This window comes from Oleiphilus sp. HI0043, assembly GCF_001634935.1.
The window spans coordinates 1-1,224 of sequence record NZ_LWEY01001779.1 but is presented as its reverse complement, the minus strand read 5'-3'; the positions used below and the strand labels follow the sequence as shown (position 1 = coordinate 1,224).

The 1,224-nt window shown below is 44.5% G+C and carries 2 protein-coding genes; one reads left to right on the top strand and one right to left on the bottom strand.

Features of this window, described 5'->3' with window-relative positions; all coding sequences use genetic code 11:
• Positions 1-613: enoyl-CoA hydratase/isomerase family protein (locus A3729_RS27460; protein WP_156498175.1), on the bottom strand; the 613-nt coding region annotated here is incomplete at its 3' end.
• Positions 614-894: 281 nt separating this feature from the next.
• Here A3729_RS27460 and A3729_RS27455 point away from each other — a divergent pair.
• Positions 895-1,224, top strand: a 330-nt coding sequence (locus A3729_RS27455; RefSeq protein WP_255376416.1) for an isocitrate/isopropylmalate family dehydrogenase, incomplete at its 3' end; no start/stop codon positions are given.

Here is a 1,224-nt window from a genome sequence, read left to right as displayed (position 1 = left end):
GAACGAGTGGCGCAAACGCGGCAATTTGACCTGCCATTTTATGTAGCGTCGGCATAAGATCTTCTGGCTCAAGCAAACGGGTAATTAAGCCTATTTGATAAGCGCGGTCAGAATCAATGGTTTCACCCATTAATAACATTTCCATGCCCCAAGCTTTACCAACAATACGTGGTAAACGCTGAGTTGCACCACCACCAGGAATAATACCTAGCTTGCCTTCAGGTGTTGCATATTTGGAGTTAGTCGTACCGATACGAATATCGCAACCCAGTGCCAGCTCCAAGCCACCGCCCATACAGATACCATTGATGGCGGCGATAGATACTTTCTCACTACGCTCACAGCGTTCAGCAAAACCTTGAACAATCGGTTCAAGTGCTTTCTTAATATCTCGGTGTTCTACTTCGTTAAGGTCTGAACCTGAAGCAAAGGCTTTCTCGCCCGCACCGGTTAAACCGATAACGCGAACCTGAGGGTCGGCTTCAGCTTCAGCAAAAGCGTTATGAAGGTCATCCAGCGTCGCTAACGACACCGCGTTATGCTTTGTTGGTCTGTTAAGGGTGATTAATCCCAGAGGACCAATTACTTCATAAAGTATATTTTCGTACGCCATTGCCACAAAATCTCAAAACAAATTAGTTTACATACAGCATGTTAACAGAAGTTTGTATCCCGACACCGAGGCGATTGGCCTAATGCTCTGTTAACACTTTAATCTAAGGGGTAAGCAAGTTACATAATGGTGACGCGCCCGTCAACCTATTATGGGCGATATGCGCTATTTGAATGGCCATATCGTCTTCTTTATAAATCAATTTATTTGCCAGATAGGGGGCGCTATCTTTACAATACGCCCACATTTATATCGACGTATTATTTCGCTAGGAAAAAATAATGACTCAAACATACAAGATTGCGGTTCTCGCAGGTGACGGCATTGGCCCAGAAATTACAGAGCAGGCTTTGCGTGTATTAAAGCTAATTGAAGAAAAACGTGATGTTGTTTTTGATTGCATCGACGGCCCATTCGGAGCCAGTGCTTACTTCTCACATGGTAAGTCTTTCCCTCAGGAAACGATTGATCTATGTGATACAGCGGATGCAATTCTTAAAGGCCCAATCGGCTTGAGCCATGAAGAGTCTGAGAAGATTCCTGTAGAAGAGCGTCCTGAGCGTGGTGCTTTATTACCAATGCGTCGTCGTTTGAATACCTATGCAAACTTT